Source organism: Pelagibacterium flavum, assembly GCF_025854335.1.
GTDB classification, from domain to species: domain Bacteria; phylum Pseudomonadota; class Alphaproteobacteria; order Rhizobiales; family Devosiaceae; genus Pelagibacterium; species Pelagibacterium flavum.
Genome location: NZ_CP107716.1, coordinates 701,125 through 724,565, shown reverse-complemented (window position 1 = coordinate 724,565; position 23,441 = coordinate 701,125). Strand labels below are relative to the sequence as shown.

Here is a 23,441-nt window from a genome sequence, read left to right as displayed (position 1 = left end):
CGCGATGTTCGCGAGTTTCGTCGCGCCGCTAGAGGCCCGCGAGGAATATCATTTCCCTGCCCCTGCTGGCCAGACTGAAACGCTCGTCATAGAGGCATCCGCCGATATTGCCGCGATCGAACCGCTCATTCGCGATTTCCAACGCATTGAGCCGAATATCACGATCGAATACGCGGATTCGCTGACCAATGACGTCTTTGCGGCAGCAATGGAGGCCTGCTCCGCAGGAAGGGGCTTTGCCGATATCGTCATATCATCATCGGTCGATCACATCGCGCGTCTGACCAACGACGGATGCGCGCAGCATCACGAATCCGCCCTCACGGCCAATATGCCGGGCTGGGCAAATCTGCGAAATGAGGCCTTCGGATTTTCCTTTGAACCGGCCGTTATTGTTTACAATTCCAGTCTGGTGCCATCCGAAGATATCCCGCTGACCCGAAACGCCCTTGTCGAGTTGTTGCGCAACAAGCCTGGCACCTATGATGGTAAGGTCGGCACCTATGACATTACCCTGTCGGGTATCGGTTATCTCTTTGCTTTTTTCGACTCCCAGCAATCGAGCCTGTTCGGGCGGCTACTGGAAGGTTTTGGACGCGCTCGCGCCGTTCTTGAGCCTACGACCGGCGGCATCCTGGACCGCATCGAAACCGGCGAACTGTTGATCGGGTACAATCTACTTGGGTCCTACGCCTACGGACGCAAGAGGGACGGAGCGCCCATCGGGATCGTCCTGCCCCACGACTTCACAATCGTGCTCTCGCGCGCCGCGCTCATTCCACCCCATGCCGCAAATCGCGATGCCGCAGGGCGCTTCATTGATTACCTGCTCAGCTCTCGAGGTCAGGGCGTCGCCGCGGAATCCTCATTCTTTTTCGGCTTCGACCGACCGCCACCCGCGGGCGTAATTGCCGCCGACCAATCTGGCGGAGCAACATTTTACAGACCAATAAACCTCAGCCCGGCCCTGCTGGTCACGCTCGATCAAGCCAAACGTGCTCGATTTCTGGCCGAATGGAACGACGCCATGCATGGCGGTGCGACCGCCGAGGCCCCGACTGCTCGGACAGCACCTTAAGAGTAAGACGACAAGCAGCTGCTGTTATGACACTACCGCCACCGAGGTGACGGTTTGGACCAGCAAAGTTAGGTGATCAATTCTATTGAAGTGGCAGCTTGTACGGCGGCACAAAACAAAACCCCCGCTGACCGATGGTTCCAAGCGAGGGTTTTTGTTTTTGGTTGCGGGGGCAGGATTTGAACCTGCGACCTTCAGGTTATGAGTCGTGTCGAACGAAACATGAACAATCACTCGGCAACGCGAGTTCTTGCGCAGTTTCCGACACTTGCCGATCCCGGAGCCGGGGCTCCGCTTCGCACAATCTGTCGGAATTACGCCGCGCTTTTCGGCCTCGTGCTTCCACAATGCTTCCAAGGGGCCGAGACCTGATTTTCCGGTAGCACGTCAAGCGACCACAAAATGGCCTTCGTGACACACTGGTCCGACCGCTGATCAGTCCATTCAGCGAGTTCCTTTGACCAGATCCTGTGTGATCAACTTCGAAACGTCGACTTGTTCTTCCACGATCTCCTTAATGGCAGCAGCCATGGCCGTGGTTATGAGCTCTTTTGTGATGAGCCGCGAAAAATCGACTTGCTGCTCGATGACTTCCTTCATCGCAGACTTTGCGCCCGATTCTAGATTCTGAGCGAGCGCGCTATGCATATAGCCGACATTGAGCTCAAAATCCTTTACTGCATCACCAATTTTCTCATCAATTGTTTCCTTCATTGCTTTCTCAAGGGAAGCAATAAGCGCTTGTTCGATTTCCATTTTCTCTTGCCTCTCGACTGCTTGAACCTCACGCACTGAATACAAACCGGCCGTACATCTTCGCAACTACAAAGTCGGCAGAAGGACCATCAGGCGGCGGTGAGCGACCAGAAGCCGAACTTCCTGTCGTGCTCCTCCTTCAACCGGGCGACATAAGCGTCGTGCGTCTCGAACGCCCCGAAGTCCGGGATGTCCCGCGCGAGCCGGGCGCAGGAGACCAGGTGCTCGGCGGCATAGCGATACCGCTTCGCCCGGGATCTGGTGAGCGTGAAGTCGATCATCGCGCGGAGCACCAGCGTCGCGGCCAGCGGATGACGCTCTGACAGGGCCTCCGCCGCGGGGGCGAGATACTCGTAGTGATCTCCGTCGATCTCATCGTGCCGGGCCACGAGGAGTTCGGCGGCGCGATCCAGCGCCGGCCAGTCGAGGAAGAACTGCAGGGCGTGAAGAAGGCTCGGATAGGCCATGGCGTGCGCCATCGCTCGCTCCTCGGCCTCGATGTCGTCGAAGTCGGGCAGCCGCTTGAGATAGGCCCGCAGGTAGCTGTCGGAGAGCGTGCGCTCGAAGCAGTCCCACCGGAACGTCTGCGCCTCCTCGCCGCGACCCAGCGCCTCCAGCGTCTGCAGCCGAATGTCCTGCCAAGCCAGCGGAACCCGCAACCCGTCGCCGAGCTCCGCGCGCTCGAGGAACTCCAGCGCCTCGACCGCCCTGCCGGCCGCGAGGAGACGCTGCGCGATCTCGGCCGCGATCTGCGGCACCTTCCGGGTCTTCGGATCGTACTGTGCGATGAAGCCGTCGACGTCGTCCTGCGCGTCCGCGATGTCCTTGAGCGCCATGGCGACAGTGGTCGCGCGCTCGCGCGCCCGCATCTCGTGCTCGTAGCTGGTGCCGCCTGGGCCCCAGCCCACCGCCTTCCATTGGTCCTTCGGCGGAACCGGCACAGGCGAGCGACCGAGATCCTCGGCCATCGCCTTCAGGGCCGCCATCCCCTCGTCGCCGAGCGCGGGTGCCATGATGCCGATCAGGCCGTCATACTGGCCATAGCCGTTGTCCTGAAGCGCATCGAGAACAGTGCCGGCGAGCGCCTGCGGATCAGGCCGGACCGTTGCCGCGAGCTGCCCCAGATCGGCACAGGCCTGGTGGAAGATGCCGATGACAGTGCCGCTGGAGTCGTCGCAACGCTCGAAGACGGGCGTGGCGAGCGCGATGAACCGCCACATGAGCGCCAGCGCCTCGTCCGGATCGGCCTGCGCGATCTGCTCGACGATGGCGCGACGCTGGGTCTCGAGATCGGTGACCAGCGCCTTGCGGTTCTTCCAGGTGATGAAGCTGCGGGCGCGGGCGATGCTGGTCAGCCGCTTGGTGATCTCCCGCGCCGCCTCCCTCGGGCTCTGGGCCCCGGCCAGCGCGAGCCGCAGCTTGCGCTTGGCGGCCGCGTTGCCGGTGCTGACCTCGATCAATAGTTGCGCCAGGCGCTCGGCGCCCAGCGCTTCGAGGTTCTTCGCATTGAGGGTGGTCTTGGAAGCCATCGGATCGCCAGTTTCTTTTCCCCGAGCCTAACAGCGGTCCACGGGGTGCGGAACCTGCGTTCTGATTCGCTGGGCTCGTCGATTTCGCGCGCCAGTGCGCCGAAACGCCCTGCGCGGAAATGCGAGCCACTTCTTTTTTCTTCGCAATTTCAATGTGTTCGTTGACTGTCGCCCGCGCTTTAGCACTGTGGAACGGCGAAAGAACCACCGAAGAGCGCCATGCCCAGGATCACCAAACGCCTCGTCGACGCCGCAGAAGCCCGCTCCGCCGAATACTTCGTCTGGGATAGTGAGATCCCTGGCTTCGGGTTGCGTGTGCTGCCGAGCGGGCGCAAGGGCTACGTGGTCCAGTATCGCGCCGGACGCCGATCCCGGCGGATCAGCCTCGGGCCCAGCACGGTCCTGACCTGCGAGCAGGCGCGCAACCGCGCCATCTCCATTGTCGCTGCGGCGCGTAATGGCGCGGACCCCGCCGCCGAGCGGGACGCGGGGCGCAAGGCGATCACGGTGAAGGAGCTGGCCGAGCGGTTCGACAAGGAGCACATCGCGATCCGCGTGAAGGCGAGCACGGCCAAGGAGTATCGCCGGAACCTCGAACGCTTCATCCTGCCCGCGCTCGGGCAGATCACGGTCACGGGCATCACCCGGGCAGACGTGGCGAAGTTCCACCACGACCTGCGCCACATCCCCTATCAGGCAAACCGCTGCCTCGAAGTGGTCTCGAAAATGTTCAGCCTCGCCGAGATGTGGGGGCTGCGGCCGGATGGCACCAACCCGCGAAAGCACATCCGGAAGTACCCCGAGGAGAAGCGCGAGCGCTTTCTCAGCGCGGCGGAACTGCGCCGGATCGGTGAGGTGCTGCGCGAGATGGAGGCGGAGGGGATCGAACTGCCCTCGGCCATTCTCGCCGCCCGCCTGCTCATCCTGACCGGCTGTCGGCTGAACGAGATCATGACGCTGCAATGGGCGCACGTCGATCTGGCCGAGCGTGTTCTGCGCCTGCCGGACTCCAAGTCGGGCGCCAAGGTCGTCCATCTCGGACAGCCGGCCGTCGAGCTGCTCCGCAACGCCCAGCGCATCGAAGGCAACCCGTGGGTCATCTTCGGCACCCTGCCGGGCAAGCGCCTGAGTGATCTGCAGCCCTTCTGGCAGCGCGTGCGCGCCCGCGCTGGTGTCAAGGACGTGCGCATCCACGACCTGCGCCACACTTTCGCGTCCACGGCCGTGGCCTCGGGTCAGGGTTTGCCGATGATCGGCAAGCTCCTCGGCCACACGCAAGTCCAGACTACCGCCCGCTACGCCCATCTCGCGGCGGAACCTGTGCGGATGGCTGCCGACGCGGTGGCTGCGTCCCTCAAAGATGCGCTTGCGGGATGAGCGGAAGGGATCAATCCATACAGGTTTCAGGGCTTTCCCGTGACGCGCTAGCGTGCGATACTGCACTCTGCATTACTTTTGCAGCACATGCGGATCCCCATGATGGCCAGCAACAAGACGGCAACGCTCACTTTGAGGCTCGATCCAACCCTCAAGGACGCGCTGCGGAATGCGGCCGAACAAGAGCATCGGTCGCTGGCCAACATGGTCGAAGTCATGATCTTGGACTATTGCGGTCGCCACGGTCATACGGTCCCAAACGCTGCGGAAGAGACGAAGCGTGGGGAGCAGTCCAAGTGATCAAGACAGTCAAGCAAGCTTGCACATTCAATCCGGTGATCAAGGATTATCGGATGGCTGAGGGCATCGAAAACCTCGCTGACTTGATCGCTGATAATGGTGACGGGCGCGACTTTTTTGCCCGTAACTTCGTAACGCACGGAATGGAGCAGCTCTTCAAGGAGGGCATGCTGCGTCTCTCCGGGAAATCAGACCAAGCGGTCTTCGAGCTTACCCAAGCCATGGGTGGTGGTAAGACGCACATGATGGTTGCTCTTGGGTTGCTGGCGCGCCATCCGCATTTGCGTCCCGAAGTTCTTCCGGTGTTGATTTCTGCTGAGAAGTGACCCGGTATTTTCACCGAGAATTGACCCGCCTCATGGATATGATTTGGGATTGGTCAGGTGGTCAAGCCGGGTGTTTTCTCCTTTTTGGTTTTGACGGTTTGGGCCGAGCTGTTTTTGAACCGGAAGCTGTCGTTTCCGGTCTCGAGGATATGGCAGTGATGGGTCAGCCGGTCGAGCAGCGCGGTCGTCATCTTGGCGTCGCCGAATACGCTGGCCCATTCGGCAAAGCTGAGATTGGTGGTGATGATGACGCTGGTGCGCTCATAGAGCTTGCTCAGCAGATGGAAGAGCAATGCTCCTCCTGAAGCGCTGAAGGGCAAATATCCGAGCTCATCAAGGATCACCAGATCGGAATGGATGAGCCGGTTGGCGATCTGCCCGGCCTTGCCCTGGGCCTTTTCCTGCTCCAGCGCATTGACCAGTTCGACGGTCGAAAAGAAGCGAACCCGCTTGCGGTGATGCTCGATGGCCTGAATGCCCAGTGCCGTGGCGATGTGGGTCTTGCCGGTTCCCGGCCCGCCCACCAACACCACGTTGTCGGCCTTGTCGATAAAGGCGCCGGCATGAAGCTGGCGCACCAGGGCCTCATTGATCTCGCTACTGGCAAAATCAAAGCCAGCCAAGTCCTTGTAGGTTGGAAAGCGCGCCACCTTGAGCTGATAGGCAATGGATCGCGTCTCTCTTTCAGCCATCTCGGCCTTGAGCAATTGTGAGAGGATCGGAACGGCCGATTCAAAGGCCGGAGATCCCTGTTCGGTGAGTTCGCTGATTGCCTGGGCCATGCCTGCCATCTTGAGGCTCTTGAGCATGATGATCAGGGCCGCGCTTGCCGGATCATGACGCATGGCGCACCTCCTTGTCCGCGCGCAGGGTATCGTAGCGCTCGACATTGGCCTGCGGTTCCTTGCCCAGCACAAGGGCCTGCGGTGCCCTGACTGGCGGCACCGTTCCCGGCTTGCCATCGATCAGCCTGTGCAACAGGTTGAGGATATGGGTCTTGGTGGGCACCCCGGCCTCCAGCGCCATCTCGACCGCGGCCAGCACCGCCTGTTCGTCGTGATGGAGAACCAGAGCCAGGATCTCGACCATCTCACGATCGCCACCGGGTTTGCCCAGAAGGTGGCGCTGAAGTTGCCGGAATCCATCGGGCATGTCGGCAAAGGGTGCACCATTGCGCAGGGCACCGGGCTTGCGCTGGATCACCGCCAGATAATGGCGCCAGTCATAAACGGTGTGACCCTGCCCATGATGCCGCTCGATAATCCTCTTGTGCTCGCAGATCGCCTGGCCTTCAGCGACAACGACAATGCGGTCCGGATAGACCCTGACGCTGACCGGTCTGTTGGCGAACGAGGCCGGAACGCTATAGCGAACGCGCTCGAGGTGAACCAGGCAGGTGGGCGAGACCCGTTTGGTATGTTCGATGAACCCGTCAAAGGCCCGCGGCACGGTCATCAGATACGGCGTCTCGATGCACCAGGAATTGGCAACCGAACCCGGTTCCGCGCCATGAGCAATCTCTTCCCATAGAGCCACACAGCGCTGCTCGAGCCAGACGTTCAACTCATCGAGCGAGTTTGCACGTGGCAAGGGCTGGAAAAGCCGGTGCCGCATATCGAGCACGTTCTTTTCCACCATACCCTTTTCCCAACCGGCAGCGGGGTTGCAGAACTCGGGCTCGAACAGGAAGTGGCTGGCCATGGCCGAGAACCGGGCATTGACCTGACGTGCCTTGCCACGGCCAACCTTGTCCACGGCCGTCCTCATGTTGTCATAAATGCCCCGGCGCGGGACGCCGCCCAGAACTCGGAAGGCATGGTTGTGGGCATCAAACAGCATCTCGTGGGTCTGGAGCAGATAGGCCCGCACAATAAAGGCCCGGCTGTAGCAGAGCTTGGTATGGGCGACCTGGAGCTTGATCCGCTCGCCCCCGATCAGTGCCCAATCCTCGCTCCAGTCAAACTGGAAAGCTTCGCCAGGCTCAAAAACAAGAGGAACGAAAACGCCCCTGCCGCTCACATTCTGCTCGCGCTGGCGTTCCTCTTTCCATCGACGGGCAAAGGCCGCCACACGACCATAAGAGCCTTCGAAACCGAGGCTCACCAGATCAGCATGGATCTGCTTGATGGTGCGCCGCTGCTTGCGCGGCTTGCGGCTCTCGGCCTTCAGCCAGCCTGACAGCTTCTCGGCAAAAGCATCGATCTTGCTTGGCCGATCTGGAACCTGGAACTTCGGCTCAACCGTATCGGTCCGAAGGTATTTGCGAATGGTATTCCGGGACAGGCCCGTGCGCCGCGCAATCTCCCGGATCGATAAACCGTCCCGGAAATGCCAGCGCCGGATAACGCTCAAAAACGCCATGTCCAACACTCCTAAATCTCCCGCCCAAAACGAGCAGGATAGCGTTCAAACATGGGTCACTTCTCAGTGGAAAAATCTCCCTGAACCGGGTCACTTCTCAGCGGAAATCAACAGCAGAGGCGAGGGGCCACACTTTGCTGCCTGTCGATCAGGTTCTGCAGGGGATCCGAGAGCTCGAACTCGACCCGCCTTGTCGGCCCAGCACGGACTTGTTGCCGCTGTTGGATCCAGTCATGGCACCAGTGATCGTCGACGCATCGTTGTCAGATGGAACCCGCGCCTGGCAGTTCGGCCAAAGACAGAAGATTGACGATCTACTTCGCCAGCAGGTGAGCCGACGCAGGAAAGGCCGGCGACATGAGACGGGTCACGCGTGGCGAGACCTTGTCAATCAGTCGCTTGGCGAAATGCCCGACGACCATGACGAGACTGCGGTCGAGGAGTTGGCGCGGAGGGAAAAGGCAGCCGCGCTCGAAGAACTCTTTTCGGCGCGTTTTTCGCTGCTCCTTGGACCTGCCGGGACAGGCAAAACTCGGCTACTCCAGATGCTTTGCGATCTGCCGGAAGTGCGCGGCGACGGAATCCTGCTGCTTGCACCGACAGGCAAGGCACGAGTTCAGATGCAAAGGAACATTGAGGGGCTGAAGGCTCTGACCATCGCGCAATTCCTGCTACCCGATCGCTTCGACCCGGAGACGCAGCAGTATCGCCTCTCGAACGCCCCAAAAGTCGAGAGCGCTGGGACCGTGATCATCGACGAGGCTTCGATGGTCACGGAAGACATGCTTGCTGCAGTCTTCGATGCGCTCAAGGGGCCGAAGCGGGTCATCCTTGTAGGCGACCACAGACAGCTCCCGCCGATCGGGGCCGGGCGGCCTCTCGTGGACCTAGCGAGAGTGCTCCGGCCATGGGACAGCGATAGAGAGCCACCGTTCCCTCGTGTGGGGCCCGGCTACACAGAGCTGACGGTACATCGCCGACAGACCGGCAAAGGCAACAAAGGTCGTGACGACTTGCTTTTGGCTTCGTGGTTCACCGACGAAGCGCCAGATCCCGGAGCCGACGAGATCTGGGCTCGCATGACCCTCGGCGAGACCGACGGCCATGTCGAAGTTCGCTGCTGGCAGACAGATGAGGAACTTAAGGACCAGCTTTTGGAGGCACTCGTCCAACACGTCCCGGAAATCGCAACCGACGAGGACGAACGAGGCTTCGGGGTCTCGCTCGGGGGTGTCGCCAGTGAGAGCGGCGTCTTCTTCAACGCAGCGTGGCCGGAAAGAAACCGGCTGGGGGCGTCGGAGCGCTGCGAGGCATGGCAATTGCTGACACCCGTTCGTGGCAAGGGACACGGGGTCGAAGAACTAAACCGCTTCCTCCACGAGCGTTTCCGGAAGCAAGCGCTACGTTTTGCGGAAGCGCGCCGCCCACGCACCCCGCGCCCGAATGGAGCGGAGCGGATCATCTACGGCGACAAGGTGATGTCGACCACCAATGCCCTGAGAGGCGTACTCGGCCGCGAGAGGGCTTTGGTATCGAACGGAGAAATTGGAATTGTCGTAGGTGAGACGCGGTTCGGCAACCGTTGGAATGGGCGAACGCCAGAGCGTCTAGACGTGGAATTTGGGACGCAGCCAGGAAGGACCTTCGTCTATTGGCCGGGGGACTTCGGAGACGATGGCACCGTGGCCCTCGAACTCGCCTATGCACTGACCGTTCACAAGAGCCAAGGCAGCCAGTTCGACCGGGTGTTCGTCGTGATACCGCAGCCCTGTTTCATCTTGAGCAGGGAGTTGATCTACACCGCCCTGACCCGTCAGGTCGACGGCGTCGTCCTGTTCGTGCAGGGGCAACCCTCGGACCTCAGAACATACACATCCTCCAGGTATTCGGAGGTCGCACGACGCTACACTAACCTCTTTGCTGCGCCGGAGATGCTGGCCGATCCGAGTGGGGCGTTCCTTGAACGTGGCCTGATCCATCGCACGGCACGGGGCGAACTTGTTCGTTCGATCTCAGAGGTTGTGGTGGCGGATGCACTCAACGCGGAGGGCATAGACTATCAATACGAGAAGGCACTTCGCGGTGCCGACGGGATCGAGCGTTATCCTGACTTCACGGCCGAAGACCCGGCAACGGGCGTGACGGTCTATTGGGAGCATCTAGGGATGTTGTCGGATCCGACCTACGTGAGCAGATGGGCGAAGAAACTCAATTGGTACGACGAGGTGTTGGGGCTAGAGCCGAACGGCGCCGAGAACGATAAAGGCGAACGCCTTGTGACGTCAGAGAACCGCCTAGACGGCGCGATCGACTCCGCCAAGATCAGGCAACAGGTGCGTGACGTGTTCGATCTTTGAGTTGTCACAGGGTATGGCACAAGGGAGAGCGCTTGATCGCAGGCACCGATTTACGAAGCGATATGAAGGACTTCCTTCCCTCTTGCTTCCACAGTGCTTCCACGGGCTGCGCAAACGCAAACGCCGCCCCGGAGGGCGGCACTTAAGGGTTTGGAAACGCGTAGGAATTTGGTTGCGGGGGTAGGATTTGAACCTACGACCTTCAGGTTATGAGCCCGCAGCCATCTCTGGCCGGGAGGTCGCCCAATAACAGCGATTTTCACTTACACAGTTGAGTAAAATAGTGAAATTTGCTGGCATCAAATGGCGTCAGTTGGCATAGTAGCGCATCAGATGGTCAACTATTGGCGGACATAGTGCGGACACATGGCAGATAGGCTTACCGACAAGATTGCCAAGAACGCGGAGCCGCCTAGCAAAGGCAGTCGCATAATTTATTGCGATGGATTTAGCGGTTTCGGACTTCGAGTTACACAGGCCGGAGCAAAATCCTTTGTTCTGAACTACCGCATCAACGGCAGGGAGCGCCGGACCACTCTTGGGCAATATCCCCAATGGTCGGTATCGGCAGCCAGGACGTACGCTGCCGAACTGAGGCGCAATATCGATCAAGGCATTGATCCACTAGAAATAAAGGATAGGGCACGTACCGCACCGACGGTCTACGACCTGTATCGGAAATACGCTCAAGAACACTTGCCCAGCAAGCGCGCGCGCTCTGCGGCGGACGACGATGCGATGTGGCAAAAACTGATCCTCCCCCGGATGGGAAAAATCAAAGTGGAAGAGCTCGCACCTCATGATGTCGACGCCTTGCATCGTTGGGTATCGCAGGACCGTCCGGTTAGAGCCAACCGCACCATTGAGGTTCTGAGAAAGGCGCTTAACCTGGCCATTCGCTGGGGGTGGATTGAAAAGAACGCTGCGGTTGGAGTGCGGAAGAATTTGGAGCACCCTCGGGAGCGGTTCCTTTCCGACGCGGAAATGAAAGCCATCTCAGACGCTCTGGGCAGCCTATCCGAGCGTGTCAGCGCCGACGCGATACGATTGCTGATGCTGACTGGCGCCCGCAAAGGTGAGGTGCTGCGAGCCGAATGGCGAGAGTTTGACCTGGAGGCAGGCATTTGGACCAAGCCCTCGCACCATACCAAACAGAAGCGACAGCACCGCGTGCCAATTAGTACCGAAACCCTCAAGCTGCTCAGGCGGGTCAAATCTGAGCAAACGTCCCAACGCTTTGTCTTTCCAGGTCGTACACCTGACCAATCGCTCACCGATATCAAGCGCAGTTGGCAATCAGTGCGTGAAAAGGCAACGGTTGCTTTATGGAGAGCGCATCCTCAGTCCGCGGCGCTTATCAGAACGCTGGAACAAGAGCTCCAGCGGCAGCCTAAAATAGCCGAAGTCCTATCTGCCGCACAGCAATTCGTCACCAACATACCCCACGGTGTTCTTGATGTCAGAATTCACGACCTTCGGCACACCTACGCGTCACTGCTGGTGGGAAAAGGCGCCTCACTTCCGCTCATCGGGGCCCTGCTTGGTCACACACAGTCTCAGACGACCCATAGATACGCTCACCTGGCCGATGATCCCCTGCGGGCAGCAACGGAACTTGTCGGGCAGGTATACTCAAATGCAAGGGGCGATAGTACCCGGGGGGAGCAGCGATGAAAGATGAAAAACATCATGGGCCGCGAGCAAAGGGAGCGCTCGACAGGGATGCTTACTCGGACGCGCGCAGATTATGGGGAGAAACCGGAGACATCCGGTATGCGGCAATAGCCATAGGCAAATCAGGACTAGGCAAACGTCAGGCGAACGGGGAAGTTCGATGGACTAACGAAATCCCAGAATGGGCTATGCAAGCCTGTTTTGAATTCGCAAACGAGATTGAGGACGTCCTCCACGCTGTCGCGGCTATAGGCCATGCGATTTCAGACGCCCCCAGCGGCGACGGCCTTACCAGACCGTCCGACGGCATTCCCCAATGGGCATTGCGAAGGTGTGTAACTTTTGCCGAAGAGGTCCGGACCGCGACCAACTCAGAACGAAACCAAATGAAGGATGGAACCGGGAAATTCAACAGGCCGGCCATACATCGTGCCGATTATGAGGGCGTACGGAAGCTCATGGCCAATAATGAAGGGATGACAAGATATCAGGCTTATGACGAGCTGCCCATCGACAACGAGAGCAACCGAAGAGGTGTCGACCGGCTCTTTAAAGAAGATGAGCTTGTAAGGACAGACGCAGAAAGCGACGGCGCAGAAGGGAAGATAGAAAAGGGATCACGCCGTGACGAAGAGCGCATGGTAGCGCGGCGCGCAAAGCGGACGCTGGAGTAACACTACGGACACCAGTGCAGACAACAATGTCCGTGCCAACGCCAATCACGGCCAGTAGATGTTTAGTCAGTACCAACAAAACGCTGGCTAACGACAATGAATACCAACAGACGGCAACCTATTGCCCATAAAACATCCGGCGCTCTTATAGGCTATGTGACCACAGAGGAGCTCGCTTCAAGCTTGGGGGTGCATCCCACCACCCTCGCGAAATGGCGCACTGCCCGGAAAGGGCCACCTTTTGCCAGGATGGGGCATCGCGTCCTTTACAACGTCGACCGCTTTAAACAATGGTTGGCCGAGCAAGAAATTCAGCCGATCTCCAAGCGCTGAGCTCCACTTCCCTACCCTTAATTTTTTCAGCAATCACCTTTGGAGGTGAATGATGAACCCGGGTGCACCACGTCCGAGCAACCTCGATCAACGCGCGCGCTTTGCGATACGCCAGGCATATAAGCAGACCGGCCGGCTGATCGAGAGCCTACGAAAGAATGTCGAACGCGGGAAACATGGGAAAGCCATGCAAAAACAACGGGTCCTCATGCGCTCGCGCGCAGCCAAGCTGGTTGCGCTGCATATGGCCAATAGACGGCTGAAGCCAAAGTATCGAGTGCACCGGACCTTCTTGGTGGAGCTTGCCGATCAACTAGACGTTTGGCAGGCTGATGACGAGATAGTCAGGTTGAAAATTGAGAAGAAGGAGGGCGGTCGCGGCTATCGACCAATTTTAAGCTTTGGCCTTCGCCATAAAGCACGCCAATATCTTTGCGTCATGGCACTTCGGCCGTTTATCGAGCCTCACCTGCGTCCAACTCAGTTTGAACGGTTGGGCAGGGACCGTGCGGCTTTAGAAATTGCAGACCGATTTGTGGAAGGTTCGGCAAAGTTCGCACTTGAGTGCGATATTCGCGAATTCTACCTGCACGTCGGCGCTGCCCCTGATGGTCGCCTTCGCCGCGGTATGGATGCGGCAACGGCCATTTCGGAATGGCTCCCACTACCTACGGAAGTCATTCTTTCCACCGTCCTAGCGGACACGTTCAACATCGTTGACAATGTCCACACTATCCCCAGGACGGATCCTGTCAGCCTAACCTTTCTAAGCCGTGCGGGTATTCCCCAAGGCTCACCTCTTTCATCAGCAATCGCTGAGTTCATTGTAGCCTTGTTGCTGACCGATGCAGTCGCATTGGGAGACTGCAAGGACGCCTTCATCAGCTACGCCGATAACATCGCCGTGCTGGGAAATACGAAGCATGATGTGAAAGCGGTGCAGAGAACCTTGGAGCGTTCACTTGAGCGCTGTTCGTACGGCTATTTCAGGCTGAAGCACCCATATAAGAAGGTCCGAAGATATGACCACGGATTTGATTTCCTTGGTTTCCAGATACGGAAACGGCGCGGAACGACCAACATCTCCCCCTCTGAAAAGGCACGAAAAAAATTCCAGGAGAGGACCAAGCAGTTGGTAAAGCTAACGCGTACATCATCCTGGGTGAGACCAGAGCGCCGGGAGGCTGCAGTGCTGCATTTGCTCAATTATCTTAGATCTTGGACAGCAGCACATGGGGTATCAGAACACATAGACGCCTACGTTTATCGATCAGCAATTCAGCATGCAGGCAAAATAAACCCTGTGCTTTCCACCACGATCCGCAGTGAATGCGCGCGAAGGTATGACCCTGCTCTTTTGCAGCGCTGGCGTTTCCTCACGAACTAATTACGGCCAACTGTTTGCGCGGCAATTTGGCAATGGATGTCACAGCCATAGGGGGACTTATATTGGCACATCGCCGCGACTATCGCGCGCGTTCCAGTGCACTGATGACCTCAAGCGCTGTTTCCAGTTTCTGCTCCGAGAACGCTAGGAGCTTAGCGTTGATTTGCGCCACCATTGCGTCCCTTCGCGGCGAAAGATCCTTCTCGGGCAAATGAAAGAACTCGCGTATCTGAGCTACCCCCCAATCGCTGGACAGATTTCGGCGTAAATTAAGCTACTCGTTGCACCTGCTGGTCGGGTTGGTTTTGCTCAATGCGCTGCCAATAGATCACGGCAGGCGGTTTACCGCCAAGGGCGGAATGAGGGCGTCGATGATTGTAGAATTCCATCCAGTCGCGGACGCCAGCACGAGCCTGTGATCCAGTTTCCCAAGCGTGCAGATAGACGCATTCGTATTTGAGGGTGCGCCAGAGCCGCTCGACAAAGATATTGTCGAGGAACCGCCCCTTGCCATCCATGGAGATGCGCACTCCCATTCGTCGCAACCGATCGGTCCAGGCAAAGGACGTGAACTGGCTGCCTTGATCGGTGTTCATGACCTCGGGTGGGCCGAACTTGTGGACCGCCTCGTTCAATGCTTCGATGCAGAAGTCTGCCTCCAGCGTGTTCGAGATGCGCCAGGCCAAGACTTTGCGGGTGTGCCAGTCCATGATGGCCACCAGGTAGAGAAAGCCCCGGCGCATCGGAAGATACGTGATGTCCGCAGCCCAGGCCTGGTTCGGACGTTCCACCCTCAATCCCTTTAGAAGATACGGCCAAACCTTGTGTCCCTTGGCCGGTCTCGAGGTATTGGGCTTCTGGTAGATTGGCATCAGCCCCATGAGCCGCATCAGCCGCCGCACGCGCTTCTCGTTCACCAGGTGCCCTTCATTGCGCAGGTGCCAGGTCATCTGCCGGACTCCGAAGAAGGGTGTCTCCAGGAATTGCTCATCGATCCTGCGCATTAGCGCGAGGTTGATCTCGGTCTCGCCTTTCGGCGTGTAGTAGAACGAGGAACGCGAGAGCGACAGCAGCGTGCACTGCTTGCCAATCGAGAGAACGGGGTGATCAGGTTCTATCATCCCCCGTCTCACTTCCCGCCCCAGGGCTTGAGCTTTCGTGACAAAAAATCGTTGGCGACGGCCAGCTCTCCGATCTTGGCGTGCAGATCCTTGACCTGTTCATCGTCAATCTCTGGCTTTTTGCGCCCGCCACGCTCGAACACACCCGATGCCCCTTCGAGTAACGCCCGCTTCCATTGGTGGATCATCGTGGGGTGGATACCGAACCGGCTCGCCAATTCCGATACCGTCTCTTCGCCCTTCAATGCTTCCAGGGCGACCTTCGCCTTGAACTCGGGCGAATGCTGCTTTCGTTTCGACATCTCTGATCTCCATCGTCGAAGACCAGCAGACAACAATTCGTAGCTTACGTCAGCGTCCCATTTTCGGGGAGTAGCTCAATCGGTACGTCCAAGGCAAGAGCCAGTCGTTCGAGCGTTTCGAAGTTTGGCAGGCTCTTCCCACGCTCGATCGCGGAGACGGTCTCCACACTTCGACCGATAGCCTCAGCCAACTCCGCCTGGGAGCCAAATCTTTCTTTTCGAATAGCCTGAATTCTAAGGCCGACGCGGGCTTTGGTGTCCATGCCGTACTTAAAATACGGCGGGGACTTACGGCATAGAGGGGTGAACTACCGCTTTTCAGAGTGTATAGTATAAAAAATACGGTTTTGAGGGGCGCCAATGCATATTCTTGGTATCACTATAGCTTTCGTCAGCACTCTGGCATTTTTCTACGGTCTCTTCCTGGGAATATTTAGGCGGGGGCAACGGGGGAAAGGTTGGCTTGTTGTCTTGGCGAGCATCTTTGTTATGCCAATCGCCGCTGAGTGGATGTCCCCACTATCGGAAGATGGAGCTACCGACGAGGGGCCAGAAAACGCCACAGCCGTCGAAGATGCCGTCCTTGCGATGAGGGCCGACGAGCTTCCAGACGAGACCAGTGCCCCTATCTCAACCGACGCCAGCCTTGTGGTGCTTGAACGCCCATCTTCCCTGGCTGCCTATTGTGAAACACTCGTACGATACGATGAAATCTATCAGGAGGCGCAGCAAGCGTTTGCTGGAGGGGACATCAATGAACAAATCGCCTGGGAGCGCGAGCAGGAACAGTTGGCGGCTGACAGTTTGAGTGAGGAACTCGGCGTCGAGGCCAGTAAATGGATGGCATATGCGTGGGATAAGGGGTGGGACCACCGCTGTGATGCTCTTTCGCGAGATTGGCTGCAGATCGAACCGGACGACATTCAAGCGGCAACGCGCGACGACAGAAACCGCGTCAGCGACGCCGTCGAACTAAACTACATCCAGCGGCTGGATCGCGACGAAGGAAATTTCTTCTTCGATCAGGAGAATTTCTCCGCAGTACGTTGTCGTGCCCGAGGGTTTGGCCAATGGGACATCATAGGATGCAATATGGTAGGCGCCTGGGGCAGCAGCTATTCGCGTTCCGGTGCCGTATACTACGTCGCTGCTCGGGCTGATGGCGAGCCCGTCATCGTCCCAATCGACAGCCAGGGCGAAGACCACATGGTGACGAGCAGCCTGCCTGACATGAATGCACGGCAAATTTCGCTTGGGAAATATGTCGGCCCATATCCCGCACTTCCAGGCTTGGACTGGGCCGAGGTGAAGTCATTCTTCGATGATTGAACCCGGGTGCATCGGTCTGTTGTCGGAGGTGCAGGCGGCCAGCTTTAAGGGGCGCGCTGAACCGCGAAAAAACACAGAATAGCCAATAGTCTAAGCTATCCTATCGACATGAAAGATATCTTTTGGAAGCTTGAAAAACTGGGGCGTGTGAGGCTGTCTGAGCATTTCTACATGCGGCAGTTCTTGTACTCTGAAATTGGCGCTGCATACGGCATCCTCAACGTGCCCGATGATCCTGATCTCGCTATCGAGACAGGAACGCAATTGTGCGAACAAATCCTTGAGCCCTTGGCCGCGAAGTTCGGCCCTATCGTAGTTCGGTCTGGCTTTCGGTCGGCGAGACTAAATGACTTTGGCGCGCGCAACGGGCTGAAGTGCGCATCAAACGAAAAGAATTTCGCATACCATATATGGGACCACCGCGATGCGGCTGGTCATAAAGGTGCCGCAGCCTGCGTCGTAATCCCATCTTTCAACGCGAATGCGACTGAGCGCGATAGCTGGAAACAGCTCGCGTGGTACATTCACGACAAACTGTCTTATCACCGCCTGACTTTTTTCAGCTTGGACAACGCCTTTAATGTCGGCTGGCACGAGAAGCCGCGCAGAGAGATATACTCGCGGATGCCGAAACCGCATTGGTTCTTGCGATAGTGATAAGCGAGACAGTGATTGCGACGAAGCCCGTTATACAGCCAACCCCCTCTGGCGAATGGCTGTCTCTAAGAGCCCAACCCGAAAAGAGTTGAGCAGTTTCAGCAGGTTGTGATTCAGTTCGGTTGCGAGACTGAACGGAGAACACAATGGCCTGGACCGAAACTGCCCGACACGAGTATGCGCGACGTGGGCGTCGTTATTCAAGCGATCTGACCGACCAGGAATGGGCGATCATCGCGCCCCTCATGCCGCCTGCGCGATCTATCGGTCGACCGAGGACCACGAATTTGCGGTCCGTGATGGATGCTGTGCTCTACATGGCCTCGAGCGGTTGCCAATGGAGCCTGCTGCCAGGAGAGTTTCCGCCACCATCGACGGTGCAGCGCTATTTCTATGACTGGCGTGACAGCGGTTTGCTCGCCATCATCAACCATCACCTGGTGATGATAGCCCGCGAGTGCGAAGGGCGTGAGGCTTCACCCTCGGCGGGCGTGATCGACAGCCAAAGTGTCAAGACCACCGAAAGCGGCGGGGTCCGGGGCTATGATGCAGGAAAGAAGATCAAGGGTCGCAAGCGCCATATCGTCACCGACACGCTGGGCTTAATGGTAGGGCTGGTCGTCCACAGTGCCGATGTCCAGGATCGGGACGGTGCTGCCACCGTGCTCCAATCGATCCGTTCGAGCTTTCCCTGGCTGCGTCATGTCTTCGCCGATGGTGGCTATGCTGGCCCCAAATTACGCGGTTCATTGGCCAAGATAGGCCGCTGGGATCTGCAAATCGTCAAACGCTCCGACACTGCCAAGGGGTTCGAGCTCTTACCGCGCCGCTGGGTCGTCGAGCGCACCTTTGCCTGGTTGGGACGCTGTCGGCGCTTGGCCAAAGACTGGGAAAGATCGGTCGCCAGCGCCCAGGCGTGGATCTTCATCGCACACATCCGAATCCTAACACGGCGGATCGCAAGGCACTGCAATTGCTCATAGAGTTTCGAGTCGGGCACTAAGCGAACAAAGCGAGCGTCGTCGGCCAGTTCGGCGCGCGCAGTTTTCAAAGAGGCGAGACAATTCCTCAACTCGTTGGCGGACCATGCCGGCTGATCGGGAACCACAGCATCCATCAGAGCTAAGGAAGTTTCCGGAAATTTCTCTGGATGACCTGCCTCAGACAAGCGGTGCAGCGTGAAATCGATATTCTCCGATCGCAGAAACCAGTCGCTAAGGGTGTCGACCGCAGCCGGAAATTGCGCACCTGCAGCTATAGCCAGCCGAGCAAATGCGTTCGAAATCCGGGGCACCCGTGCGTTCTGCGATTGCGGCCAAATGTGCTTTATGTAAGGCTCGATACGGTTCTGCCACTGTTCCGCGCTTTTCGGCCCCGCGCTTTGGAGAGCATCTACGAGCGTTTGAACGACCTGTTCGAGGCCTTCAACCGGGAGAGCCGCCGTGGCCGCGGCCAGCTCCCTTCTCGAAAAAATGTTGCTTTGTTCAAGCGCAGCATAGGTTAGCAAGGCGACATATCGTTCAGCATGCTCGTCCAGTGCCTCGTAGCGCAGAGCGGTCTGTAAAAACGGCTGTCGAATGGCGTCCAGAAGCGGCCAGTATATACGAGCAGACCACAAAAAGCCTTTCCACACTCGGACGGCAGATACCGGGTTCGTCTGCCAGTCGAAGAGCGGAAGTAGGTGTTCTTTTGTCCATTTGCTGTCGACCCGATACAGCGTGATTACGTGCGCGCAAAGCAGAAGGCGGGAATGCCTAAAAGGAGGCTCCGAACTGGAAAGCCGATCGAAATACCCACGGAAGGCGTCGGACAAGCCCTGATCATCCTCAAGCCCCGATGCGTACCATCGTTCGAGAATGGCCTCTGTAAGCAGACCTACCGGGTGATTGATAGCTTGCGTGATGAAATCATGTCGCCCTCCAACCTCCTCGTCCTCCTCCTCGTCCTCCTCCTCGTCCTCATCAACCGAAGCGGCAAGCACCTTGTCGACGAGCGTAAAGAAAAGCTTTGGGTCCGCGCTCGCATTGCCCGCTACCGCCTTCAGCCACCAAGCAAGCTGACGACTGAGAGTGGAGACGAAATCGTCACTCACCCCGGCGAGCACGGGGCCGAGGTGCTTCCATGACAGCCCAACCAAATCTGCTTCCGACCACGCTTGCAACGCTTGTCGCCATCTATCAGTCGGCCATGTACCTGCTAACGACAGGGCAATTAAAGCGGTAGCGGTGCGGGGGAAGTCAAGGCGGCACCGCTCGCGCCAGTCGTCTTCGCGATGGAGGTCGTCCACCTCCGAGTGCTCCTGCAGCCACTGCTCCATTTCTCGACGGCTTGCAGGCACGGTTTCGTATTCCCGCCAGCTATTGCCGCTCTCAATCCAAACCGGGAAATGATCTCTCTCCGTCGCCGCTCCCCAGTCGGGATGGCCTTCGGACAGCTTCTCGAGTGCGATAGCGGCGTCGCGAATAAGTTGGCCGCCAACATCTCGGAAAGTTGTGAGACGCCGCCATATTTCACGTTCAGAAATTCTTTCAAATTGTTCTCGCTCAAGATCGTCGACGAACATGCGTTGCGGCGGACCTTCCAGAATTGCTCTTTGCAACGGCTCATTGTTCTTTGGCAGACGTTCTGCCACGGAAGCCAAAAGTAGGAATGTCTCTCGTTGGGTCTCGACTGACCAGAGCCACCATGCATCGTCAGCCAGTAATAGCTGATAGCCAAACTCGGGCGGGAACAGTGAAGGCTTTTCGGTTGCCGCGTAAAACGCCAACCTGCGAAATACTGGATAGCCAATGTCCAGCCAACGACTAACCTCTCGCGCAGCCAAATCGGGCGCACGGTCTGCGCTCGCAAGCCATGCGTCGCGCGCAAAATCGATGAGTGCCGTCCAATCATGATGAGTTCGGTTTTGTGCGTGGGGTCTGATGGATGGCTGATGCCAGTGAGAGCCATCCGAACGCGCGTCCGCACCCTCCAACGCCGCCATTAAGTCAATCGCATCGCGCAGCAGCTCTGTTGCATCCGAAAGTAGCTCGGGGAGAGCATTTTGCCATGCCTCACCGTCGGCTAGGTGCTTCAAGGCGGAGTGTGGATAGTCAGCCGCTAGCACTATCTCCCAATCGACTAGATCACGAACATACTCATTCCGCTGTTCGCCGTCATTGCTGTCATCTGACGGCCATTGAATGCGCTTGCGCAGCCGGACCCGTGGCGCGAGCAACTCCTTTAGCTCCAGGCGCAAGTACGCCGTAAGTCCACTGCTAGCTAGGTGCTTCGCCCAGTCATACAAGCTCCGCCTAGTGAAGTCGGTGTGTAGCCGCCCTGACAGAACGAGCTGCCATAACTTGCGCATAGGTGGCGACGGCGGTGTCTTCTCTAAGGCGCCCTTTAGAAGAAACGTGAATTGTTCATGTACCTCGTCGCCTTGACCTGCCGCCCAGAGCAAAAGCTGCGGATCGTCGAGATGGCGCAGTAGCCACCGCGCGACCTGCGTCATGACATCGTCCCACTGAGAATAACGGTCGAATGATCGCTGTATTAGCCGCATCCAGGGAGCATGCGAATAGGCACTTGGTCTGGCAATCAAGCTGAACGAAAGTTTTTCGTCTTCTTCCGCGTTTGGTGAAACGCCGAAGCGCGAGAGATCGCGGTGCAGGAAACGTGTCTCAGCAAAGGTATCCAACCAATCGATCGGCGGAGCGGGATCCAACTCTGCGAACCGCTTTGCGGGGATGCCAGAAGGGTGACTAAGGGCCCAGAGCATTCTACCCACAAAGTCGTCCTGTCGAGTACTTCCGAGCGGCTTCGATTGCGCATAGCGAGCCACGATGCTTTCTCGTCCTCTGATCCCATCGCGATATGTCTCAGCCCAGGCGCTCAAGGTGCCATGAAGGTGGGCGTGATTGTTATGATTTTGGTAGAGTATGGGAGTGACGTTTTTTGCACGCCACTCATTCGCGGCCTGCTCTTCCTTCCCGCGCCCATAGTTGCCAAAGGCAAATACCTCTGGCGGAGCCTCTCCCAGCATCCGGTCAGCAGCCAGTGCGTCCATCATGTAGCGGAGGACTGGATCAGTGATGCTGTATCCAACAAAACAAACGATGTAGTTTCGAAATAACTCTGAGACGAACCGGGCAGCCCACCTTTCGGTGAGATAGGCGAGCCCGAAATCTCCACTTGAAACGACCAGACGGTCCATCTCCGATGGGTCTGCTGTCTGCGGCAATAAGCCGTGCAAGTAGACGAGGCCATCCCAGCGGCGCTTCGGGATTGGCAAAAGGGGTGCACGGTACGTCTCTAGGCTTAAGCGTCGGCGCTGAATGACCTCCTCAAAAAGTCGGTCGAAGTTCGTTGTAATTAAACGACAGCGATCGTCCCCACCATTGCTCAGTGTGAGCAGCGCCTCGTGTGTGGATGTCGCTCGCGGTGCTGTAGACCTAGGGGTCAGTACGTCGGCGATTGCTTTCCGGACCTTGAACCTACCTCCCACCGCCCTACTTTCGAGCTGACCAACTGCCGTGTCGTAGGCCTTATTCTTTAAGGCAGTTTGCTCGACGGCAGTAGGATGCAGCCGCAGTTCGTTGTAAATGCGTTTGACGAGGCCCTTAAACCCGGGAAGACCCGCCGGGTATGAAATACCAGCCCCACAAAAGAAAACTACACGCCCGTCCTCATGGGCCTGCAGTAGGCGCTCGGGAATGTCTGGACCGTTTTTCTTGAACTGCATGAATTTCCCCCCCGAGCAATAGTGGACGGTGAACGCAAACCACACAAGCTCCCAGCCTGCCGTTTCCACTTAAAGGTCTTCTGGCTCAGAGTAGCTGTCGGTTCTCGATAGGGCGGGGTCTAGCGAGACATGGCCAATTTTTCGCACAGCGTCTCATACACATAGTTATGACATTGTGAGACAAATGTCTTATAATATCTAAGATGCTAAAGAGACAGGAGCGAATAATGCTGGTGGGTTACGCGCGTACATCAACGGCTGACCAAGTTGCAGGGTTGGAGGCTCAGCGACGAGATTTGGCGCTCGCAGGGGTGGAGAGAGTTTTCGAAGAGCAGGTATCGTCTGTTTCGCAGCGTGCCGAGCTTGAAAATGCGCTGGGATTTGTTCGTGATGGCGATACCTTCGTTGTAACAAAGCTGGATCGCCTTGCACGGTCCACCGCCGACCTTCTTGCAATTCTGGACCAGTTGGAGCGCAAAGGAGTTGGTCTGCGCATTCTCAACTTCGGCGGCAGCGAGGTCGACACAAAGTCGCCTACGGGCAAGCTCATGTTGACGATGTTTGGAGCAATGGCGCAGTTCGAACGAGAAATGATGCTGGAGCGCCAGCGCGAGGGCATCCAGAAGGCGAAGCGAGAGGGCAAGTATAAGGGGCGTAAGCCGACGGTACGCAATCGAAAAGTCGAGATTGTAGAACTAAGGCAGCAGGGTTTGGGGGCAACCGAGATCGCCCGCCAACTCAACATTGGCCGCGCATCTGTCTATCGCGTGCTTTCTGACTGATGAACCCAGGTTCATCGGTAAGCGCAAATGCGGACGAATTCATTCACCCAGCACGCCCCTTCCCTTTCCAGCGCACCGAGCTGATCATGTGCACGATTTTCTGGCGGAAAGCCGTTCCAATAGGCGAAGCCCGCGTTTGGGTCGTCCTCATCGACGGTTAGATAGACGAAATAGAGAGACACTTCCTTTTCGGTGTTGCCGACGCCCATCGTGAAACTGCCGTCTGGACCGCTTGAAAAGTTACACGGTTCGTCCAAGAAGGTTGCGGAATATACCTCCAACACACAACGAGAGATTTGTTCAGCCGATGCGGGAACCACAGTACAGAAGAACACCACTGCCACCGCTGCAATCTGGAAAAATCTCATTGGGCCA

Annotated in this window: 20 protein-coding genes and 1 pseudogene; 13 read left to right on the top strand and 8 right to left on the bottom strand. The window is 57.8% G+C overall.

Going from position 1 to position 23,441, the window contains the following annotated elements; all coding sequences use genetic code 11:
• Positions 1–4 precede the first annotated feature (4 nt).
• A complete protein-coding gene (locus OF122_RS03675) occupies positions 5–1,078 on the top strand; it encodes an ABC transporter substrate-binding protein (protein WP_264227592.1) in 1,074 nt (357 codons plus the stop codon).
• 444 nt (positions 1,079–1,522) lie between these two features.
• Here the strand turns inward: OF122_RS03675 and OF122_RS03670 are convergent, their stop codons facing one another.
• Complete coding sequence (locus tag OF122_RS03670) at positions 1,523–1,834, bottom strand: hypothetical protein (protein ID WP_264226484.1); 312 nt, start codon at positions 1,832–1,834, stop codon at positions 1,523–1,525.
• Positions 1,835–1,923: 89 nt separating this feature from the next.
• Positions 1,924–3,363: a DUF6880 family protein gene (locus tag OF122_RS03665; protein WP_264226483.1), complete on the bottom strand. Its 1,440-nt coding sequence runs from the start codon at positions 3,361–3,363 to the stop codon at positions 1,924–1,926.
• A gap of 219 nt (positions 3,364–3,582) precedes the next feature.
• On the opposite strand from OF122_RS03665, the gene OF122_RS03660 reads away from it, so the two are divergent.
• The 3 genes from OF122_RS03660 (at position 3,583) to OF122_RS03650 (ending at position 5,366) form a co-directional block, all read left to right on the top strand.
• Positions 3,583–4,740: a tyrosine-type recombinase/integrase gene (locus OF122_RS03660; RefSeq protein ID WP_264226482.1), complete on the top strand. Its 1,158-nt coding sequence runs from the start codon at positions 3,583–3,585 to the stop codon at positions 4,738–4,740.
• 102 nt (positions 4,741–4,842) lie between these two features.
• On the top strand, positions 4,843–5,040 hold the full coding sequence (locus OF122_RS03655) for a hypothetical protein (RefSeq protein ID WP_264226481.1): 198 nt from the start codon (positions 4,843–4,845) through the stop codon (positions 5,038–5,040).
• Entirely contained in the window at positions 5,037–5,366 is a 330-nt protein-coding gene (locus OF122_RS03650; RefSeq protein ID WP_264226480.1) for a hypothetical protein, read from the top strand. The genes OF122_RS03655 and OF122_RS03650 overlap by 4 nt, the downstream gene beginning before the upstream one ends.
• A gap of 53 nt (positions 5,367–5,419) precedes the next feature.
• On the opposite strand, the gene istB is transcribed toward OF122_RS03650, so the two are convergent.
• Together istB and istA are read right to left on the bottom strand one after the other, a co-directional pair.
• Positions 5,420–6,211: an IS21-like element helper ATPase IstB gene (istB, locus tag OF122_RS03645; RefSeq protein ID WP_264224549.1), complete on the bottom strand. Its 792-nt coding sequence runs from the start codon at positions 6,209–6,211 to the stop codon at positions 5,420–5,422.
• A complete protein-coding gene (gene istA / locus OF122_RS03640; RefSeq protein ID WP_264224548.1) occupies positions 6,201–7,727 on the bottom strand; it encodes an IS21 family transposase in 1,527 nt (508 codons plus the stop codon). The genes istB and istA overlap by 11 nt, the downstream gene beginning before the upstream one ends.
• A 233-nt stretch (positions 7,728–7,960) precedes the next feature.
• On the opposite strand from istA, the gene OF122_RS03635 reads away from it, so the two are divergent.
• The 5 genes from OF122_RS03635 (at position 7,961) to OF122_RS03615 (ending at position 14,152) form a co-directional block, all read left to right on the top strand.
• On the top strand, positions 7,961–10,084 hold the full coding sequence (locus OF122_RS03635; RefSeq protein WP_264226479.1) for an ATP-dependent DNA helicase: 2,124 nt from the start codon (positions 7,961–7,963) through the stop codon (positions 10,082–10,084).
• Positions 10,085–10,450: 366 nt separating this feature from the next.
• Positions 10,451–11,758, top strand: a complete 1,308-nt coding sequence (locus OF122_RS03630; RefSeq protein WP_264226478.1) for a tyrosine-type recombinase/integrase — start codon at positions 10,451–10,453, stop codon at positions 11,756–11,758.
• A complete protein-coding gene (locus OF122_RS03625) occupies positions 11,755–12,432 on the top strand; it encodes a hypothetical protein (protein ID WP_264226477.1) in 678 nt (225 codons plus the stop codon). The genes OF122_RS03630 and OF122_RS03625 overlap by 4 nt, the downstream gene beginning before the upstream one ends.
• A 96-nt stretch (positions 12,433–12,528) precedes the next feature.
• The gene (locus tag OF122_RS03620; protein ID WP_264226476.1) at positions 12,529–12,765 is read left to right on the top strand and encodes a helix-turn-helix domain-containing protein; all 237 of its coding nucleotides are present in this window, start codon (positions 12,529–12,531) and stop codon (positions 12,763–12,765) included.
• A gap of 52 nt (positions 12,766–12,817) precedes the next feature.
• Positions 12,818–14,152, top strand: coding sequence for a reverse transcriptase domain-containing protein (locus tag OF122_RS03615; protein WP_264226475.1), 1,335 nt, complete (start codon positions 12,818–12,820; stop codon positions 14,150–14,152).
• Between the two features lie 269 nt (positions 14,153–14,421).
• Here the strand turns inward: OF122_RS03615 and OF122_RS03610 are convergent.
• Positions 14,422–15,575, bottom strand: a protein-coding gene (locus OF122_RS03610; RefSeq protein WP_408636244.1) for an IS3 family transposase whose coding sequence is annotated in 2 segments (ribosomal slippage) — positions 14,422–15,299 and positions 15,299–15,575 — 1,155 coding nt in all. Because the reading frame shifts where the segments join, the coding sequence is not laid out codon by codon here.
• A 44-nt stretch (positions 15,576–15,619) separates the two neighbouring features.
• Entirely contained in the window at positions 15,620–15,838 is a 219-nt protein-coding gene (locus OF122_RS19725) for a helix-turn-helix transcriptional regulator (protein WP_408636299.1), read from the bottom strand.
• A 97-nt stretch (positions 15,839–15,935) separates the two neighbouring features.
• Between OF122_RS19725 and OF122_RS03605 the strand changes: the two genes are divergently transcribed.
• The 3 genes from OF122_RS03605 to OF122_RS03595 all read left to right on the top strand — a co-directional run bounded on the left by OF122_RS03605 (position 15,936) and on the right by OF122_RS03595 (position 18,544).
• The gene (locus OF122_RS03605) at positions 15,936–16,904 is read left to right on the top strand and encodes a hypothetical protein (RefSeq protein WP_264226474.1); all 969 of its coding nucleotides are present in this window, start codon (positions 15,936–15,938) and stop codon (positions 16,902–16,904) included.
• A gap of 108 nt (positions 16,905–17,012) precedes the next feature.
• Complete coding sequence (locus OF122_RS03600) at positions 17,013–17,558, top strand: hypothetical protein (RefSeq protein ID WP_264226473.1); 546 nt, start codon at positions 17,013–17,015, stop codon at positions 17,556–17,558.
• Positions 17,559–17,707: 149 nt separating this feature from the next.
• Complete coding sequence (locus OF122_RS03595) at positions 17,708–18,544, top strand: IS5 family transposase (protein ID WP_264224526.1); 837 nt, start codon at positions 17,708–17,710, stop codon at positions 18,542–18,544.
• A gap of 29 nt (positions 18,545–18,573) precedes the next feature.
• Here OF122_RS03595 and dsr1 read toward each other — a convergent pair.
• Positions 18,574–22,284, bottom strand: a pseudogene (dsr1, locus tag OF122_RS19660) (anti-phage defense-associated sirtuin Dsr1); the annotation flags it as partial.
• 227 nt (positions 22,285–22,511) lie between these two features.
• Here dsr1 and OF122_RS03585 point away from each other — a divergent pair.
• Entirely contained in the window at positions 22,512–23,066 is a 555-nt protein-coding gene (locus tag OF122_RS03585; protein WP_090597038.1) for a recombinase family protein, read from the top strand.
• 11 nt (positions 23,067–23,077) lie between these two features.
• Here OF122_RS03585 and OF122_RS03580 read toward each other — a convergent pair whose 3' ends face one another.
• Entirely contained in the window at positions 23,078–23,434 is a 357-nt protein-coding gene (locus tag OF122_RS03580; protein WP_264226472.1) for a hypothetical protein, read from the bottom strand.
• Positions 23,435–23,441: the final 7 nt, after the last annotated feature.

What these genes read in the sequence shown, in the direction of transcription:
- OF122_RS03665 (WP_264226483.1), bottom strand. Translation starts at nt 3,363, where the DNA reads ATGGCTTCCAAGACCACCCTCAATGCGAAGAACCTCGAAGCGCTGGGC.
- OF122_RS03655 (WP_264226481.1), top strand. Translation starts at nt 4,843, where the DNA reads ATGGCCAGCAACAAGACGGCAACGCTCACTTTGAGGCTCGATCCAACC.
- OF122_RS03615 (WP_264226475.1), top strand. Translation starts at nt 12,818, where the DNA reads ATGAACCCGGGTGCACCACGTCCGAGCAACCTCGATCAACGCGCGCGC.
- OF122_RS03600 (WP_264226473.1), top strand. Translation starts at nt 17,013, where the DNA reads ATGAAAGATATCTTTTGGAAGCTTGAAAAACTGGGGCGTGTGAGGCTG.
- istA (WP_264224548.1), bottom strand. Translation starts at nt 7,727, where the DNA reads ATGGCGTTTTTGAGCGTTATCCGGCGCTGGCATTTCCGGGACGGTTTA.
- OF122_RS03660 (WP_264226482.1), top strand. Translation starts at nt 3,583, where the DNA reads ATGCCCAGGATCACCAAACGCCTCGTCGACGCCGCAGAAGCCCGCTCC.
- OF122_RS03620 (WP_264226476.1), top strand. Translation starts at nt 12,529, where the DNA reads ATGAATACCAACAGACGGCAACCTATTGCCCATAAAACATCCGGCGCT.
- istB (WP_264224549.1), bottom strand. Translation starts at nt 6,211, where the DNA reads ATGCGTCATGATCCGGCAAGCGCGGCCCTGATCATCATGCTCAAGAGC.
- OF122_RS03605 (WP_264226474.1), top strand. Translation starts at nt 15,936, where the DNA reads ATGCATATTCTTGGTATCACTATAGCTTTCGTCAGCACTCTGGCATTT.
- OF122_RS03630 (WP_264226478.1), top strand. Translation starts at nt 10,451, where the DNA reads ATGGCAGATAGGCTTACCGACAAGATTGCCAAGAACGCGGAGCCGCCT.
- OF122_RS03585 (WP_090597038.1), top strand. Translation starts at nt 22,512, where the DNA reads ATGCTGGTGGGTTACGCGCGTACATCAACGGCTGACCAAGTTGCAGGG.
- OF122_RS03635 (WP_264226479.1), top strand. Translation starts at nt 7,961, where the DNA reads ATGGCACCAGTGATCGTCGACGCATCGTTGTCAGATGGAACCCGCGCC.
- OF122_RS03670 (WP_264226484.1), bottom strand. Translation starts at nt 1,834, where the DNA reads ATGGAAATCGAACAAGCGCTTATTGCTTCCCTTGAGAAAGCAATGAAG.
- OF122_RS03625 (WP_264226477.1), top strand. Translation starts at nt 11,755, where the DNA reads ATGAAAGATGAAAAACATCATGGGCCGCGAGCAAAGGGAGCGCTCGAC.
- OF122_RS03580 (WP_264226472.1), bottom strand. Translation starts at nt 23,434, where the DNA reads ATGAGATTTTTCCAGATTGCAGCGGTGGCAGTGGTGTTCTTCTGTACT.
- OF122_RS19725 (WP_408636299.1), bottom strand. Translation starts at nt 15,838, where the DNA reads ATGGACACCAAAGCCCGCGTCGGCCTTAGAATTCAGGCTATTCGAAAA.
- OF122_RS03595 (WP_264224526.1), top strand. Translation starts at nt 17,708, where the DNA reads ATGGCCTGGACCGAAACTGCCCGACACGAGTATGCGCGACGTGGGCGT.
- OF122_RS03675 (WP_264227592.1), top strand. Translation starts at nt 5, where the DNA reads ATGTTCGCGAGTTTCGTCGCGCCGCTAGAGGCCCGCGAGGAATATCAT.